The following is a 547-nucleotide window of genomic DNA, read 5'->3' as shown; positions in this document are numbered from 1 at the left end:
GTCGGGACTTATCGAGAACCCATATACCGTATTCATCGGTTTTTAATCCATGCTTGTTGGCGATACGACCTATTTTGTTGGCTGAAACGCCCAGAATTGCCCCTATTTGCCCTGCTGTGTAGGTTTTAGGTATTTCGGGTTTAGGAAGCATTGGAACGTCTGAAATAAGCTCTGTGGCGTTTCCTATGAGTATCTGAATCTGTTCCTTTGGGAGAATGTCTTTGAACTTGTCAGCTACATTTACGAGCAATCTCGCTTGTCTGGTCTTTGCATTACGAATACGAGCTTCTAATTCAAGTTTACGAGCTTCATCACCTTCAACCACCGTCAGTTTGGGGGTAGTTGGAGTGATTTGATAATCGCCCTTGCGAAGACCTTCCAGAACGTCATATACGAAGTCGAAGAACGCATCAGCTTTTGGTTGTCTGCTCCATCGGCAGATTTCATAGACACCTTTTGCAGTATAAAGAATAGTGTCGTAGGCTTTGCCATCAGTTGTCGTCAGTTTGGTGACAACTGAAAATTTATCTAAACGGTGCTTATAGCG

At 43.7% G+C, this 547-nt stretch carries 1 protein-coding gene; it reads right to left on the bottom strand.

Annotated features, from left to right (window positions below):
* Nucleotides 1–547, bottom strand: a 547-nt coding sequence (locus tag ACFPOH_RS10755) for a BRO-N domain-containing protein (protein WP_390309629.1), incomplete at both ends; no start/stop codon positions are given.

The sequence above is a fragment of the Ureibacillus suwonensis genome (assembly GCF_042655065.1).
In the GTDB taxonomy this organism is placed as follows: domain Bacteria; phylum Bacillota; class Bacilli; order Bacillales_A; family Planococcaceae; genus Ureibacillus; species Ureibacillus suwonensis.
Note: the sequence above shows the minus strand (reverse complement) of the source record. Positions and strands in the feature narration are given on the sequence as shown.